The organism is Microvirga sp. 3-52 (assembly GCF_018383585.1).
In the GTDB taxonomy this organism is placed as follows: Bacteria; Pseudomonadota; Alphaproteobacteria; order Rhizobiales; family Beijerinckiaceae; genus Microvirga.
Window position 1 is genome coordinate 1 of record NZ_JAHAMK010000059.1, and the last position, 13,444, is coordinate 13,444.

Sequence of the window (13,444 nt, forward strand, 5' to 3'; positions counted from 1 at the left end):
TGAGGAAGGTCGCCGCGCGCACCGGCGACCAGAACACGCGCACGCAGATCAGCGGAATAGGGCTGGGGCATGGCTTGCCTCCCGGGCCATATGCCTGTCAACGCACAGCCCACCCGAATGGATTCAAGTCCAGATCAAAAGCGCTTTAACCTGCCGAAGTGGCCGCTCCCACGATTGGCATCGCTGGAACCGCTCCTTCGCCAGGCGGCTCCGGACATTTCATGATCCCAAACGTGGAATTTCTTTATTTGTCTAGGCACTTACCTTTTTCTAGGTCGTCGTTGCTACCGTATGCCGGATTCTTGCGCCCATCGATCGTTCCGACCTGCCGAACGCGCTTGCGCTTCACCAGCGAGTTCAGGCCAGCCGAGACGTGGGTGGCGAAACGGGCCAGCGCCGGGTCATCGGCCGCCACCCCGTACTTGACGGCAATCCGGCTCGTGCAATCGGCCGATGACAATGGCTCCCTGGCCTCGCGCAATGCCTCGAGGATTGCCTGGGTCTTGTTGAGCCGTTTGAGTTCGGGCGGGAGCGGGATCGCTTGTCTGGCTTGCTTGTACCCCATCCTGGAAGGCGGGCTCTGCGCATGTACCGGGTCTTAGATTGCGATCACCTGATCGATGGCAGAGACCTGCTTCTTGATGGTCTCGATCCCGAGTACGAACTCATCGACTTCGCCAAGCAGCTCGGCACGTTTCCTTTTCAGTTCCTCTTCAACGCTCACGTTGCCCCGCTCCAGAAATGGAGCCGGAAGCTACCGGATGGGCTCAATTATGTCTGGTGGTTTTGCTACCGAATGCCGAATCGACGAGCCGCTCGTAAATCAGACGCCGAAGTTCTCAGTTGCCCGAGCGGATTGCGACCGAAGCCACGCCTGCGCTGATCAGCATCGAACCGCCGGCCTTGTTGATCGCTCCGATGACCCGCTCGTTGCGCACCAAGCCACGGGCGCGGCTGGCGAAGAAGGCGTAGGCGAGCGCGTTGGAGAACGCGATGACCAGGAAGGTAGCCTGTAGGACGAGAACCTGCGGCCAGAACGTGAGATGCGGATCGATGAACTGGGGGAAGAAGGCCACGAAGAACAGGATGCCCTTCGGATTGAGGCTGGTGACGAGCCAAGCATGCGCCCCCATGCGCAGAGCGGTTGAGGCGTCAGTCTTCGGCTCGGCGCTCAGAGTGCCGCCGGCGCGGAACAGCTTGACGCCGAGATAAACAAGGTAGGCCGCGCCGATCCACTTCACGGCGGTGAACACGGTCGCTGACGCCATGAGCAACGCGCCGATCCCCAGCACCGACAAGGACATGGCAGTGAAGTCGCCCAGCGCGACACCCACCGCCATCGGCAAGGCCGCCCGCCACCCTTGGCCGAGCGCGTAGGACACAACCAACAGCACCGTCGGCCCCGGTATCAACACCAAGGCTATCGACGCGGCCACGAAGGCGAACCAGATCTCAAAGGTCATCGGCAATCCTCACGTAAGGCTTCAAGCCATCCACAACATCACGTCCCTGTCAACAACCGCGTTTGACGGATCTGCCACTCAGCGAGCCGGCTTGCCCAGCAACCTTTGTCCACGGCGCCTAGCGAGCTTTTGATTTGCCTTCACTAATGATGAGGCTTGATGCGCGGGGTCGTAGATCGCGATCACCTGATCCATGGCAGCGACTTGCTTCTTGATCGTCTCGATCCTGAGAGCCAGCTGCTCCATATCACCAATCAACTCAGTGCGCTTCCGTATCAGTTCCTCTGCGATGCCCACAGTTGCCCATTCCAGAAATGGAGCCGGAAGCTAGCAGAAAGCCCGGCTCTAGTCTGGTGGCGTTTACTACCGAACGCCGGACTTCCATCCAGTGATCGTGATCGGTAAGGTTGCCGCCCCTGCTCCGTCCGTCGAAGCGGCGACCATGGGTGTCCGCTGCACGCAATGACGCGATCACTTTGGCAATGTCGAGGGCAAACGGCGTGGACGCCGCGAGTCCGTCTGGCGTTGCAACATCGCCCTCGATCCAGCAGGGCCCACACACTCTTGGACACAAGCATGAACTTGTGGATGTCCGGTGTGCCGGCACACCGGATCGGCTCGGCATCCTTACCCGAGGCACTATCCCTCCTGCCGCAACGCCTCGCGCACGCCGGACCGCCCTGGCGTTTTCGGGGCGTTCAGTTGATCGAACCGTCCGCCCGCAGGCGCTGGGCCGCCAACTCGACGAAGGCCCGCACCCGGACTGAGGCTCGCCGTCCCTCCCGGTGCACGAGGTGGATCGGCACCGAGGCGGGCTCGTACTCCGCCAGCACGATCTTCAGCCGGCCCGCAGCCAGCTCAGGTGCGACCATGTAGGACAGCACCCGCGTCAGCCCGTGGCCCTGCACGGCGGCCGTGATCGCCATTTCGGCCGTGTTCACCTCCAGGCGCGGCGACGGCCGGACGTTCAGCCCTTGTCGTGTCGTCGGCGCTCTCCTTCACGGTCATCGAGTATCTCGACGCTGCCTATCTGATCTGGATGGGCATCCGCACCTCGATGGCCAAGGACCCAGATCGCAACCTGCCTGTGGCGCCCGCTGAGCCGCTGCACCGCGCTTTCCGGGATGGCTTCGTGGTCAATCTCTTCAATCCGAAGACCGCGATCTTCTTGCCTTCCTGCCGCAATTCGTCGATCCGGCGCGCGGTCCGCCGAGCGCGAAACTGTTTGAAGTCCAGACTGCTCATCCCTACACCTTCCGATCAGAATGTCGTTATCAGCCTGGATCGAGCAGGCGTGGTCCCGAGCCTTGCTCCGAGAGTTCGTCGTAGGGATTGCGCAAGGGGCATGCCGCGGTCGAGAGGCAGCCACAGCCGATGCAGTCAGTCAGTTGATCCCGTAAGCGCGTGAGCCGCGCAATCCGCTCATCCAGCTCCGCCTTCCACTGCGCCTACAAGCGGCTCCAGTCGGCCGCTGTCGGCGTGCGGCCCTCCGGCAGAGTGGAGAGTGCCTCGCGGATCTCCGCCAGCGGAATGCCGGTTCGCTGCGCCACCTTGATGATCGCCACCCGGCGCAGCACCTCGCGCGGGTAGCGGCGCTGCTTGCCCTCACTGCGATGACTGCAGATCAGCCCCTTGGCTTCGTAGAAGTGGAGCGTGGACACGGCCACGCCGCTGCGGGCTGCCACCTCGCCCACCGTGAGCTCGCGGTGGAATGTCTCGGGCGTGACCCTCACCATCGAAAACCCCCTTGACCTCAACTATACTTGAGGTTTTATCAACGGGTCTCCCCATTGGCAATCATGGAGAGATAAAGGATGAACACCCCGATCAAGGTCGCGCTGATCTACGGCAGCACCCGGGAAGGCCGCTTCTGCGACACGGTCGCGAACTGGACCGCCAACGAGATCTGGAGACGGAACGATTTCAGCCTGGATTTGATCGACCCGGCGGAACTGGACTTGCCGCCTCGTCACGGTGGGAGCGATCATCCGGCTCTGGCGGGTTTTCGGCGGCGTCTGGGCGATGCCGATGCTTTCATCATTGTCACGCCGGAGTACAATCACGGCTATCCGGCCCCACTCAAGTTCCTGATCGATTCCGCCTACCGCGAGTGGCAGGCCAAGCCCGTCGCTTTTGTCTCCTATGGCGGCCTCTCGGGAGGTCTGCGTGCCGTCGAGCAGTTGCGCGCCGTCTTTGCCGAACTGCATGCCGTCACGGTCCGGGACACCGTGAGCTTCGCCAACGCGTGGTCCAAGTTCGATGCCGATGGGCATCTGCTTGAGCCTGATGAGCCGAGGAAGGCGATGGCGACATTGCTGGCGCATCTGCGTTGGTGGGCACAGGTCCTGCGCGATGCCCGCCACGCGGCCCCGTACGGCGAGGTGGCGGCGTGATGTCACCTCTGGATCAAGACCGGCATTCAGATCCACAACGGAAGGGAAGCTCCATGGGGAATCTAGGCAAGTCCAGTCGCGACACCTCGGAGGGTGAAGGACCGGTTGTCCTGATCAACACGTTCTACCCGCGACCAGGGAAACTGGACGAGTTTCTTGAGATGCAAATTGCCGAGGCCCGACATCTTGGCGACGCCGCCCGCGCGTTCGGCTGGCTGGGCAACCGCATTCATCGTGCACGAAACAATCAGAAAGTCGTCGTCACAGCCTTCACGTCCATGGCGGCCAAGGAGCGATGGGCCCGGAGCGACTTGTTCATCGAACATCGACGGCGCATCGAGCTTCTCCTGGAGCTGGTCGAGTCCGACCCATTCGACCTGGTATTCAAGAGTGGCGATCTGTAGGTGGGGCTCATGCCCAAAGAGAGGTTCAGTTGCGTTACCGCGACTGCGCGGCCGCCTTTGCGGTGGGACTGATCACCCAGCCCCATCAGCCTGTCGCAGATGAGATTGCCGGGTGAAGCTGGGGCTTCCACCTGCGATGAGAACGTTCATGTCCTTTCCGTGGCGCCAGCGGGAAGGACCATCCATGTTCGCCACCACAGAGGTCCTCCGCTGGCAAGATACACGCCGAGGGACACGGCCAGAATGCCACCCCAATCGTTTGACGACGGTGCCTCTCCCAGAATCGGGATGGCCAATAGAGCCGCCATCGCCGGAACCAGCGCCCCGAAGGCTGCCCCCGCCGATGCGCCGAGGATTGAAACCGCCTTGCCGAACAGGTACAGCGACAGGATCGTCGCCACGACGCCCTGGAACAGCATCTGGAAGGCAATCTCCTTCAAGGGTGCCTGCGTGAAGTGCAGGCCCTGGGTCGCAAGATAGATCGGCGTGAACCCCACGGCCGATCCGACCGCCACGATGGCCGCGGCGTGGAGCGGTGCCAGGGCTGCCTTGCGCAGGATGATCGTGTAGCACGCCCACATGAAGGCGGCAGTGAGGAACAGCAGATGGCCTACGCTCCGCTGCTGACCCGGCAGCAGCGCCGTGAGTCCGGCAATGACGATCACACCGAGAAGAATGAGGCCGTAACCGACCTTGCGCCCAGGCGCGATCCTCTCCCGCAGGGCGACCGACGCGAGCACGGCCACGAACAACGGCATGACGCCTGGAGTCAGAACCCCAGCATCGGCGGCTGGAGCGAACCGGAGTCCGCTGGCCGCCACCAGGGAATACGGCGCACCGGCGCCGACGACCATGACGAGAAGCTGCCACCATCGCAGACGGTCGAGGGCCAGGCCATGGCGGATCAACACGGGCAGGAGCAGGAGTCCGGCGGTTCCGAACCGCAGCATGGCGAGATCGTAGGGTGTCAGCGAGGTGGTCACGCTCAGGCGCGTGATCGGCATCCAACCCGCCCAGATGCTCACCGCGGCAAGGCCGAACAGTGCCCCGACGAGATAGCGTGAGCGATCCGCTCCCTGATCAGCAGCCTTAGACATCATAGCGCTCCCCTTCATGAACACGGCGGCTGTCGGCGGGGGCTTGATCTCGGTCGTGCAGGCCGTAGTCGCGGATGACACTGGCAACCCGCAGGCGGTAATCGGCGAAGACGCCGTTGCGTCCCTTCATCTGGGTGGCACGGTGCCCGGGACGGTTGCGCCACCGCCGTACCGCCTCCTCGTCGCGCCAGAACGAGAGCGAGAGGATCTTGCCCGGCTCCGTCAGGCTCTGGAAGCGCTCGATGGAGATGAAGCCGTCGATCGCGACAAGATCATCCCGGAGGGCGGCCGCCAGATCGAGGTAGTGCTGGGTCTCGCCCTCGGCCGGACGCACTTCGAAGATCACTGCGATCATGGCCGGATCAGCTCCGCGTGCGGGGCCGAGGCCAGGCGCAGGAAGGTGCGGTCCTCGCGGCGGATGAACTGCTCCTTCTTGGCGAATTCGTAATCGGCTCGCCCGAGCGGATCGTTGCGCAGGCGCTCGCGATAGGCCTCGTAGTCGGCCAGACTCTTGATGTTGTAGACGCCGTACGCGACCGTGCTCGAGCCCTCGTGGGGAGAATAATAGCCGATGAGGTCCGCGCCGCAGCGTGGAATGGCCTTGCCCCAGTTGCGGGCGTACTCGTCGAAGGCGCCAACCTTGAACGGGTCGATCTCGTAGCGGATGAAGCAGGTGATCATGCTCGGGTGCCCTCCTGAGGCGCGTGAGAATTCATTTCTAACCGATTGAACGACTGCGTTGCTTCGGCTGCGGTCGAAGTATGAAAGAGGGTCCTGTCATCGCCTCCGTGGCCGCGCTCCCGGGGATCTCGGCCTGGGCCAACATCCTCACTGCCCTGATGGACGGACGGGCCCTGACGGTTAGCGAGCTCGCCGAGGCTGCGGGCGTGACGATCCAGACCGCCAGCGGGCATCTTTCGAAGCTCGATGCCGCCAACCTGCTCACCGCGGAGAAACAAGGCCGGCATCGGTACTTCCGGCTCTCGGACCCGGATGTGGCGCAGGTCCTGGAGGCACTCATGGGCCTCGCCCAGCGCACGGGCGCCACACGGGCCCGGACCGGTCCGAAGGATGCCGCATTGCGGGCAGCCCGCGTCCGCTACGATCACCTCGCGGGCGAACGAGGTGTCGAACTGCTCAACGGAGCCAGGCAGCAGGGTTTCATCGCGGGCGAGGAACCCATGGCCCTGACCGACAAGGGAAGAGCTTTCTTCGGCGAGTTCGGGATTGATCTGACCGGGCTGGAGAAAGGCCGCCGTCCGGTGTGCCGGGCCTGCCTCGACTGGAGCGAGCGGCGCAGCCATCTTGGCGGCGCATTGGGGGCCGCGATCCTGTCACGGCTGCTTGAGAAGGGTTGGGCCCGGCGTGATGCCGGACGGGTGGTGACCTTCACCTGCGAAGGGCTGGGAGAGTTCAGGTCAATCTTCACCCTCTCTGCATAAGCAGAGCGGCGAGGCTGCCCGCCCTCAATCCGCTCTGTCTGAAATAACTCCGGCGCCATTCCTGGGGTATTGTAAGAAATGCACCAGAGGCGTGCCGAACTGCTCAAGGATCGGGGGGGAACTGTGCCGCTCAAGGTCGTACTGATGCGCAGCATCGTCATCAACGGACGGCGTGTGAAGATGGCAGACGCCAGGGCACTGGCGGAGCGTGTCGGCGGAACGGAGGTGCAATCCGTGATCGCGACGGGCAATCTCCTCTTCCGTTCCGACAAGGCGCCTCGCGTCCTCGAGCAGGAGCTGGAGGCCGAGTGCGAGGCTTTCTATGGCCGCACAACCGAGATGGTGGTCAAGACCGCGGAGCAATGGCGCTCGCTCCTCGCGGCCAATCCGTTCCCGGAGGAGGCGGCCCGAGTTCCGTCGCGGCTACTGGTATGGGCCATGAGAGATCCGATCCCGGCTTCCGGCATCGAGCAATTGCGGCGGCGAGCAGTCGGCGACGAGCGGGTCGAGCGGACATCCGAAGGGGACTTCTACGTCTGGTTCGGCGAGGCGCCCATCCCGGATTCGAGGATGACATCGGGCTTCGGGCTTAAGGCTATCGGAGCCGTGGGAACGAACCGCAATTGGAATACGGTGGTGAAGATCGCGCGGGCTCTGGATACGATGGGTGAGTGACCGCGGCAGGTGGTGACGGTTGACGATAGTGGGACAACTAGATCGCCGTTGCGACCTACGGGATCCGAAGACCCAAGCACCAGCTATCAAGTGGCATGGCTCGGCACCGATGTCAGCCGAACGTAGACGTCCACGCTGATGGTAAATCTATATCACGCAGACCTGTATCGGCTATCTGGCAGCAAAGACCAGCAACTTAGGTGTGGGAAGTTTATCGGGTACGCACGCCTTCACAGGAATTGGGTGGCTCCCACCACGCCGGCATCGATAATCCAGGCGCTGATCAGAAGGAGGATCGTTCATGGACTATCGTGTCATCGGCCTGCCGCCGGAGCCATTCCGTCACCTGTACGGGCTGAGCGAGCAGGATCTCGCTGCCCAAGGGGTGATCCGCTACGTGGCCGACGAGAGCCCTGGCTTCCCAGACCGCATCGAAATGCGCGAGGCGAGAATCGGTGAGACCCTCCTGCTCCTCAACCATGTCTGCCAACCCGCCGAGACGCCGTACCGCGCGACGCACGCGATCTTCGTGCGCGAGGGCGCGGAGGAGACATACGACCGGGTCAACGAGATCCCCGAGGTCATGCGCCTGCGGCTCCTGTCGTTGCGTGCCTACGACGCGGCCGGGATGATGCTCGACGCCGACATCGTCGGGGGCAAGGAGATCGAGCTCCTCATCGAACGCCTCTTCGGGAACCCGCACGTCGATTACATACACGTCCACAACGCCAGGCGCGGATGCTACTCTGGGCGGATCGAACGGGCATGACGCCCGAGGAAGAACATCGGATCCTACCCGCGCAGACCTGACACGGGTTCTGTTCCCCTGCAACGCTCACGTTGTCCAGCTCTAGAAATGGCGCCGAAAGCTACCGAACGGGAATACCAACGTCTGGTGGCTTTTGCTACCGAATGCCGGGCTTTTTCATGGAGCAGCACGTGCGTGCCGACATCAAAGCAGGACGCCTCATTTGCGTGTAGGACGATTGGACAACAGCCTTTGGTGGGCTCTGTCTCTACTATCCCGGACGGCGCAACCCATCGGCGACCCTGAAGCCCTTTATCGGCTTGGCCCGATAGCTCAGTGCAACGTGAGGTTAATGATCACCAACGCCAAAGATGTCAGGCCATCTTCATATGGATCAGCGGGAACGGCCGACCGCTTCCATCGCGTTCGGATCGACCGAGCTCCTGAAAACCGAGTCTTCTATAGAAGGCACGCGCCCCCTCGTTTTGCTCATTAACATCGACCGTGAGAGCGCCTTCTCTTTCGCGAGCATGTTGAACCAGCAGACGACCAATCCCTTTCCCATGCTGCCCTGGGGCGACAAACAAAGCATCGATCATGGTTCCTGTCATGCCCATGAAAGCTACAGGAGCATTCGAGGCGTCAACCGCCACCCAGAACTCTGCATGCGGGAGGTAATCGTTGCGCACGAGGTTGGCATAAAATTCAATATCGGCCTTACTCAGGAAGGAGTGAGTGGCCTGGACTGCTGAGTGCCAGATACCAAACAAGGTCTCGAGGTCGCTGGTGCGGGATTGGCGAACAGTGTACATGGATCGATTGGTAGACAAAGCACTCTCTCATTCAATCCGGGCATCGAGCCCTCTGAGCGAGCCATATATCCGATAACGAGGCGGTATGGCATGCAAAAGTCTGCTCGGGGTCAAAGTGTAACGTCAACGGATCGACCGAAGGTTCGCTCAGTGCCTCAGAAGCAGACCAACATGCTACTTCCGAGCGGTGTCAGGAGCGGCTACTCCGGCGTTCGGTAGCAGACACCACCAGGGGCAACAAAGGTGCTGGTTAGACTGGATTTTCTGCGTAGCAGCCCTTACTCCCATCAGTTCATCTCATTCGAGCGTCCTCGACTCATGCAGTCGGGAGAGCTTGTCGGGATTGCGCATGATGTAGATCCGGGTAACCGCGCCACACTCGTCATAGGCAAAGGAGATCGAAGCCTGTGTCACGCCATCCTTCCGCAAAAGGATGCTCCGACCGCCATTGATCTCCGCGGCCACCCAGTCATAGGTGCTCCACCACTGGCGGGCCTGGGCGAGGAATGCGAGCACCGCGTCCTTGCCATGCAGGACCTGCTGGATGGTCGGAACCTTTCCACCGCTGTCCGCACTGAGCTCGATCTCGTCCGACAGCAGGGTCGCAAGCGGGCCGGTGCCGCCGCTACTGATGGCCACCTCGAAGGCAGCAAGCAGCTCCTCCTGCCGGGCAACAGGGGTGACGTGCCTGACCTTGGAGTGGGCAATGTTCTTGCGGGCTCGCGAGACAAGCTTGCGACAGGTGCTTTCCTGAAGGGCGAGCGTGCGCGCGATCTCCGGATAGGGCCTCTCGAAGATGTCGTGGAGCAGATAGGCGGCCCGCTCCTTGGGCGTGAGGCGTTCCAACATCAGCAGGAAGGCCGTCGAGAGTGTGGAGGCGAGCAATTGCCCATTCTCCGGGAACGCGCTGGTCGCGGTCTGGATCGGCTCTGGGAGCCAAGGGCCGACATAGTCGACCCTGGCCCTGTTGGGAGCTCTCAGCATATCGATGCAGCGCCGGGTGCAGGCGGTCGTCAGCCACGAGGCCGGGTTCTCGACCGGGCTCCGGTCGGTTCCCTGCCACTTCAGGAAAGTGTCCTGAACGGCATCCTCGGCATCGGCCCAGGAGCCGAGGATGCGATAGGCCAGCCCCAGGAGCCTGGACCTCGATTGCTCGAAGGCGAGAATGTCGTTGCGGTCCAGCATCCCATCGCCTCCCGAGATCAGTTCGATCAACGCTTCGCCCACACCGGGGTGACGGCGCGGACCTCCGGCTCTCCGGCGATCAGGGGCGTCACTTCCTCAATGTACGCGGCATACCACGGAGCCTTGACGAAGTCCTGCGGCGCCACGCGGTCCTTGTACTGCTGGAAGGCGCAGATCACGTCGGGATCGTTGTCGTCATAGCAGTAGAAGTAAGCCTCATGTCCCGGGTTGTTGGCGATGTTGGGCATGAGGTGCTTCTCCCAGACCTGACGAACCTCGTCGCGTTTTCCGGGAAGGGTTCTGTGGGTGATGAGAAGAGCGGCCTTGTTCATTGAAACCTCCAAGTTGTCCTGATCGATGGTGAGATGTCCCGCGGCTCGGCCGCAGCCATCTGCTCCTATGACGGATGAGCTTGCAGCGTTGTGACGCCTGTCCGAAAAATTTCTGCCCTATTGGAGCCGTGGAGCAGTCAATTGGTGGCTTTTGCTACCGAGTATCGGAAAGGATCGTAGACCACGCTGTTCACTGCTCTCCCTGCTTGAGGGCACCAGCTACAAGTTCGACCTCGTTCGTCCAAACCCCACCCGAGTAGCGGGCTGGAAGACGCGCGAGATCCTCAGCCGTATCGATGCCCGTCGAGAACTCCCCTCCGCCATAGGGCCCAAGCGCAAAGACCTCGCTGTTCGCCTGGCTCATCCTCTCCAGGAAGCGATCAGGCCAGCCCAAGAGCCATGGCGCGACATTGATCGGAACCAGAACGGCCATGTTATGGCAGGCTTCCGGCACGGTGCCGGTCCAGCCAACGGCCGCATAGCGAAGAAGGCAGGCCTTGAGCGAGCCGCGCGACACCGTCCGCACGTCCGGTAGCCGGCGCCGGATCTCCTCAACCGGCTCCTCGCCTCCGGAGACCAGGAGCAGCGCACGCCGCTCCGGCGGCAGCCTTCCGAGGGCGGCGGCAAGCCTCTCGCCCTCGGTTCGATCCCGGCTTTTGACGTTGATCATGAATCTGCGTGTGGGGAAGGCCGCTAGGACCTCATCTAGCGATGGCATCAGACCAATGCCCTTGTCCCGGAACGGAAAGGTCTTCCCACCATCCGCCGTGTAGCCGTAGCCGATGTCGAGCTTCTTGAGTTCGGCCATCGAGTGCTCCCGGGTGACGCCGCTGCCGTTGGTGCGGCAGTCCAGCGTCCAGTCGTGAAAGACGGCAAACCGGCCATCCGTGATCGGGTGGACATCGACCTCGACGATATCGGCTCCGGCCTCGAAGCTGGCCCGCATGGAAGGAATGGTGTTCTCCAGGTAGCCGTGCGTCGGCGGCAGCATGCGGGAGGCCGTGCAGGTGTCGTTGCGCAGATTGGTCGTGTCGAACTGCTGGGCAATGCCGCGGTGGGCCAGCACCGTCGGCGGACCAGGAGGGCGCGTTGCCAGTCGGCTGGTGTTGTTGGCATAGACAAAGGCCACAAGCAGGAGCAGGGCCACAGCAATCGGGCGCCACAGTCTTCGCATGGTATTGGTCACCTCAAGAGTTGCATCGTGTGTCGATCGGCCGGCTGCGGACCGGTGAGCGAAGGCGTTTTACCGGACGAAGCGATAGCTGACTTGGAAAAACACGACACGCAAGTGCCCCGGGGTGCGAAGCCGGTCAGCAGGCCTCCGCCGCTGCAACAGCCCGGATGCCGGCTCCCCCTTTGCGGTGCAGCTGCTGCAAAGGGGATCGGGAAGCAGGCGGTGACCTTTGGTCTCGACTTCATTGTTCCGTCTTTTGCGCCTGAAGATACGCCTCCCAGGTCAGGTGGCCGATGGCGCGATCAGGTGCAACGCTATCCCGGCTCCGGAATGCGTCGTGGTACTCGGAAATGCTTTCAGTGGCTTCGGTATGAACAACAAGGCCGGGCTGCATGATGTCCACATAAGTGCGCGCCATGTCTTCCAGCTTTAGGATCTGCGGTCCCGCCATAGCCGGGACAGAACCCTGTGCAGGCTTCAAGGCAAGTGCGACCAATTCCGCCGCGACTTCCGTTACGGCAATGGGCTGGAAAGACAGTCCCTTCGGCAGGTGGATGGAGCCATCCGTCTCGCATGAGCGGATAAAGTTCAACACAAAGCTTTGGAACTGTGTCGCCCGCAGGATCGTGAATGGCAGGCCCGATTGCCGGATGAGCTGCTCAACTTCGTATTTCGCCCTGAAATAGGAGAACGCGCTCCTGTCGACACCGACGATCGATATGTACACGACGTGCGGTGCGCCGGCTTTCCTGGCCATATCGATGATGTTTCGCGCCGCGACGAGTTCGGCATCGCTCGCAGGACCGAAGCCCGTCGCACAGTGAATGATTGCATCGACGCCCGCCATTGCCTCTGCGAGTCCTCCACCGGTGAGCAGGTCACCGGGAGCGATCTCCGCGGTGCCGGGCAGAACGTTGGTGGTGTCGCGCACAAGCGCCCTGACAGTTGCATGCTGCTTCAGCGCCTGCGCCACCACTTCACGCCCGAGTGTGCCGGTCGCGCCTGTCACGAGAATATTGGCCATGGTCATGCCCCCTTGTTTCGTTTGGACCTGCCATTAAGACGATTGGAGCCGATCGTTTGTGACGCCGCGACGAGATGGATTTCATTTTTGGGAGTGCCGAGAGCACCCTTCGATGAAAGCGAAACCTCTATCTCTTTGTTTTAACAGTATATTCTCTGCGAGGACCGCTTCGCATTTTTCCACAACGGAAAGTCGGGCTGTCCGGTGGAGTGTGATGGTTGGTGATATCAGCACCAAAGACGGCCCATGTGACAGAATGTTGCCGCAACCAATCAAAGAGATCGCCCACTCAGGCGGTCATTCTTTTGCGAACACACCTCACGTTCGCCTGACGGGCGGACGTACTGCTTATGTCTAAATGTGCCGAAAGCGGTCCTTTCGTTGACCTAGTCACCTTCGAGTACGTGGATCTCACTCTCATGGGATGCCGGAGTTCCCAAGACAGCTCATCGATTGCTCCAGGGGCAACAGTTGCAAACATATACCGAAGATTAGATCGTGTCCCACGGCGTGGTGTAAGAGCGCCAGTCCTCGGCTGAGCCGGGTTGCTCAGGCGGTCACGGCTGACAGCCTGCGAACGGGATCATCGCTCAACGCGCTCAGACTTTCCAGCGACATGTAGCGCCGGCTCACCGCCCATTCATCGTTCTGCTCCAGCATCAGGGCTCCCACCAGCCGGATCACCGCCCGGTCGT

Annotated in this window: 18 protein-coding genes and 3 pseudogenes; 6 read left to right on the forward strand and 15 right to left on the reverse strand. The window is 61.9% G+C overall.

Annotation, left to right across the window (positions count from 1 at the left end):
- Positions 1-244: 244 nt before the first annotated feature.
- The 5 genes from KHP60_RS24030 to KHP60_RS24045 all read right to left on the reverse strand — a co-directional run bounded on the left by KHP60_RS24030 (position 245) and on the right by KHP60_RS24045 (position 2,434).
- A complete protein-coding gene (locus tag KHP60_RS24030) occupies positions 245-565 on the reverse strand; it encodes a hypothetical protein (protein ID WP_213566803.1) in 321 nt (106 codons plus the stop codon).
- 33 nt (positions 566-598) lie between these two features.
- Positions 599-724: a hypothetical protein gene (locus KHP60_RS25590; RefSeq protein WP_283770745.1), complete on the reverse strand. Its 126-nt coding sequence runs from the start codon at positions 722-724 to the stop codon at positions 599-601.
- A gap of 115 nt (positions 725-839) precedes the next feature.
- Positions 840-1,463 (reverse strand): LysE family translocator, encoded by a 624-nt coding sequence (locus KHP60_RS24035; protein WP_213566804.1) that lies wholly within the window; start codon positions 1,461-1,463, stop codon positions 840-842.
- A gap of 78 nt (positions 1,464-1,541) precedes the next feature.
- Positions 1,542-1,760: a hypothetical protein gene (locus KHP60_RS24040; protein ID WP_213566805.1), complete on the reverse strand. Its 219-nt coding sequence runs from the start codon at positions 1,758-1,760 to the stop codon at positions 1,542-1,544.
- Between the two features lie 401 nt (positions 1,761-2,161).
- Positions 2,162-2,434 carry a LysR substrate-binding domain-containing protein gene (locus KHP60_RS24045; protein ID WP_283770746.1) on the reverse strand — a complete coding sequence of 91 codons (273 nt, stop codon included), beginning with the start codon at positions 2,432-2,434 and terminating at the stop codon, positions 2,162-2,164.
- An 8-nt stretch (positions 2,435-2,442) separates the two neighbouring features.
- Here KHP60_RS24045 and KHP60_RS25955 point away from each other — a divergent pair.
- A pseudogene (locus tag KHP60_RS25955) lies at positions 2,443-2,580 on the forward strand (LysE family translocator); the annotation flags it as partial.
- Positions 2,581-2,737: 157 nt separating this feature from the next.
- On the opposite strand, the pseudogene soxR reads toward KHP60_RS25955, so the two are convergent.
- Positions 2,738-3,199 (reverse strand): annotated as a pseudogene (soxR, locus tag KHP60_RS24050) (redox-sensitive transcriptional activator SoxR).
- A 78-nt stretch (positions 3,200-3,277) separates the two neighbouring features.
- On the opposite strand from soxR, the gene KHP60_RS24055 reads away from it, so the two are divergent.
- Together KHP60_RS24055 and KHP60_RS24060 are read left to right on the forward strand one after the other, a co-directional pair.
- Positions 3,278-3,856, forward strand: a complete 579-nt coding sequence (locus KHP60_RS24055; RefSeq protein WP_213566806.1) for an NADPH-dependent FMN reductase — start codon at positions 3,278-3,280, stop codon at positions 3,854-3,856.
- A 53-nt stretch (positions 3,857-3,909) separates the two neighbouring features.
- Positions 3,910-4,260: an antibiotic biosynthesis monooxygenase gene (locus KHP60_RS24060; protein WP_213566807.1), complete on the forward strand. Its 351-nt coding sequence runs from the start codon at positions 3,910-3,912 to the stop codon at positions 4,258-4,260.
- A 146-nt stretch (positions 4,261-4,406) separates the two neighbouring features.
- On the opposite strand, the gene KHP60_RS24065 is transcribed toward KHP60_RS24060, so the two are convergent.
- Genes KHP60_RS24065 through KHP60_RS24075 form a run of 3 tightly spaced genes read right to left on the reverse strand, consistent with a single transcriptional unit; the run spans position 4,407 to position 6,038 of the window.
- Positions 4,407-5,357, reverse strand: a complete 951-nt coding sequence (locus KHP60_RS24065) for a DMT family transporter (protein WP_213566808.1) — start codon at positions 5,355-5,357, stop codon at positions 4,407-4,409.
- Entirely contained in the window at positions 5,350-5,712 is a 363-nt protein-coding gene (locus KHP60_RS24070) for an antibiotic biosynthesis monooxygenase (RefSeq protein WP_213566809.1), read from the reverse strand. Before KHP60_RS24070 ends, KHP60_RS24065 begins: the two co-directional genes overlap by 8 nt.
- Positions 5,709-6,038 (reverse strand): NIPSNAP family protein, encoded by a 330-nt coding sequence (locus KHP60_RS24075; RefSeq protein WP_213566810.1) that lies wholly within the window; start codon positions 6,036-6,038, stop codon positions 5,709-5,711. The genes KHP60_RS24070 and KHP60_RS24075 overlap by 4 nt, the downstream gene beginning before the upstream one ends.
- Positions 6,039-6,118: 80 nt before the next feature.
- Here KHP60_RS24075 and KHP60_RS24080 point away from each other — a divergent pair, with 80 nt between their 5' ends.
- The 3 genes from KHP60_RS24080 (at position 6,119) to KHP60_RS24090 (ending at position 8,243) form a co-directional block, all read left to right on the forward strand.
- Positions 6,119-6,799: a helix-turn-helix transcriptional regulator gene (locus KHP60_RS24080; protein WP_213566811.1), complete on the forward strand. Its 681-nt coding sequence runs from the start codon at positions 6,119-6,121 to the stop codon at positions 6,797-6,799.
- A 78-nt stretch (positions 6,800-6,877) separates the two neighbouring features.
- Positions 6,878-7,474, forward strand: coding sequence for a DUF1697 domain-containing protein (locus KHP60_RS24085; RefSeq protein ID WP_213566812.1), 597 nt, complete (start codon positions 6,878-6,880; stop codon positions 7,472-7,474).
- Positions 7,475-7,775: 301 nt separating this feature from the next.
- Entirely contained in the window at positions 7,776-8,243 is a 468-nt protein-coding gene (locus KHP60_RS24090) for a DUF1203 domain-containing protein (protein WP_213566813.1), read from the forward strand.
- Between the two features lie 353 nt (positions 8,244-8,596).
- On the opposite strand, the gene KHP60_RS24095 is transcribed toward KHP60_RS24090, so the two are convergent.
- The 6 genes and pseudogenes from KHP60_RS24095 to KHP60_RS24120 form a co-directional block, all read right to left on the reverse strand.
- Positions 8,597-9,034 (reverse strand): acetyltransferase, encoded by a 438-nt coding sequence (locus tag KHP60_RS24095; RefSeq protein WP_213566814.1) that lies wholly within the window; start codon positions 9,032-9,034, stop codon positions 8,597-8,599.
- 297 nt (positions 9,035-9,331) lie between these two features.
- Complete coding sequence (locus KHP60_RS24100) at positions 9,332-10,219, reverse strand: sigma-70 family RNA polymerase sigma factor (RefSeq protein ID WP_213566815.1); 888 nt, start codon at positions 10,217-10,219, stop codon at positions 9,332-9,334.
- Positions 10,220-10,245: 26 nt separating this feature from the next.
- Positions 10,246-10,551 (reverse strand): putative quinol monooxygenase, encoded by a 306-nt coding sequence (locus KHP60_RS24105; protein WP_213566816.1) that lies wholly within the window; start codon positions 10,549-10,551, stop codon positions 10,246-10,248.
- A 190-nt stretch (positions 10,552-10,741) separates the two neighbouring features.
- A complete protein-coding gene (locus KHP60_RS24110; protein WP_213566817.1) occupies positions 10,742-11,725 on the reverse strand; it encodes a glycerophosphodiester phosphodiesterase family protein in 984 nt (327 codons plus the stop codon).
- A 241-nt stretch (positions 11,726-11,966) separates the two neighbouring features.
- Positions 11,967-12,749, reverse strand: a complete 783-nt coding sequence (locus tag KHP60_RS24115) for an SDR family oxidoreductase (protein WP_213566818.1) — start codon at positions 12,747-12,749, stop codon at positions 11,967-11,969.
- A gap of 549 nt (positions 12,750-13,298) precedes the next feature.
- A pseudogene (locus KHP60_RS24120) lies at positions 13,299-13,444 on the reverse strand (IS256 family transposase); the annotation flags it as partial.

What these genes read in the sequence shown, in the direction of transcription:
- KHP60_RS24100 (WP_213566815.1), bottom strand. Translation starts at nt 10,219, where the DNA reads ATGCTGGACCGCAACGACATTCTCGCCTTCGAGCAATCGAGGTCCAGG.
- KHP60_RS24085 (WP_213566812.1), top strand. Translation starts at nt 6,878, where the DNA reads ATGCACCAGAGGCGTGCCGAACTGCTCAAGGATCGGGGGGGAACTGTG.
- KHP60_RS24070 (WP_213566809.1), bottom strand. Translation starts at nt 5,712, where the DNA reads ATGATCGCAGTGATCTTCGAAGTGCGTCCGGCCGAGGGCGAGACCCAG.
- KHP60_RS24060 (WP_213566807.1), top strand. Translation starts at nt 3,910, where the DNA reads ATGGGGAATCTAGGCAAGTCCAGTCGCGACACCTCGGAGGGTGAAGGA.
- KHP60_RS24115 (WP_213566818.1), bottom strand. Translation starts at nt 12,749, where the DNA reads ATGGCCAATATTCTCGTGACAGGCGCGACCGGCACACTCGGGCGTGAA.
- KHP60_RS24055 (WP_213566806.1), top strand. Translation starts at nt 3,278, where the DNA reads ATGAACACCCCGATCAAGGTCGCGCTGATCTACGGCAGCACCCGGGAA.
- KHP60_RS24075 (WP_213566810.1), bottom strand. Translation starts at nt 6,038, where the DNA reads ATGATCACCTGCTTCATCCGCTACGAGATCGACCCGTTCAAGGTTGGC.
- KHP60_RS24095 (WP_213566814.1), bottom strand. Translation starts at nt 9,034, where the DNA reads ATGTACACTGTTCGCCAATCCCGCACCAGCGACCTCGAGACCTTGTTT.
- KHP60_RS24105 (WP_213566816.1), bottom strand. Translation starts at nt 10,551, where the DNA reads ATGAACAAGGCCGCTCTTCTCATCACCCACAGAACCCTTCCCGGAAAA.
- KHP60_RS24065 (WP_213566808.1), bottom strand. Translation starts at nt 5,357, where the DNA reads ATGTCTAAGGCTGCTGATCAGGGAGCGGATCGCTCACGCTATCTCGTC.
- KHP60_RS24090 (WP_213566813.1), top strand. Translation starts at nt 7,776, where the DNA reads ATGGACTATCGTGTCATCGGCCTGCCGCCGGAGCCATTCCGTCACCTG.
- KHP60_RS24030 (WP_213566803.1), bottom strand. Translation starts at nt 565, where the DNA reads ATGGGGTACAAGCAAGCCAGACAAGCGATCCCGCTCCCGCCCGAACTC.
- KHP60_RS24080 (WP_213566811.1), top strand. Translation starts at nt 6,119, where the DNA reads ATGAAAGAGGGTCCTGTCATCGCCTCCGTGGCCGCGCTCCCGGGGATC.
- KHP60_RS24110 (WP_213566817.1), bottom strand. Translation starts at nt 11,725, where the DNA reads ATGCGAAGACTGTGGCGCCCGATTGCTGTGGCCCTGCTCCTGCTTGTG.
- KHP60_RS24035 (WP_213566804.1), bottom strand. Translation starts at nt 1,463, where the DNA reads ATGACCTTTGAGATCTGGTTCGCCTTCGTGGCCGCGTCGATAGCCTTG.